Raw genomic sequence first — 277 nt, forward strand, 5'->3', positions numbered from 1 at the left:
CGCCCGTCTCGTCGGCATCCGTCCCTACAACGCCATCGCCTTCTCCGGCCCGATCGCGGTGTTCGTCAGTGTCTTCCTGATGTACCCCCTGGGTCAGAGCAGCTGGTTCTTCGCGCCCTCCTTCGGGGTGGCGGCGATCTTCCGCTTCCTCCTGTTCCTCCAGGGCTTCCACAACTGGACCCTGAACCCCTTCCACATGATGGGCGTGGCCGGCATCCTCGGCGGTGCCCTGCTGTGCGCCATCCATGGCGCCACGGTGGAGAACACCCTGTTCGAG

1 pseudogene is annotated in these 277 nt (G+C 65.3%); it reads left to right on the top strand.

From position 1 onward, the window contains the following. Positions 1-277: pseudogene (locus KUG38_RS16650) on the top strand (photosystem II D2 protein (photosystem q(a) protein)); the annotation flags it as partial.

The organism is Synechococcus sp. CCAP 1479/9 (assembly GCF_019038535.1).
In the GTDB taxonomy this organism is placed as follows: domain Bacteria; phylum Cyanobacteriota; class Cyanobacteriia; order PCC-6307; family Cyanobiaceae; genus Cyanobium.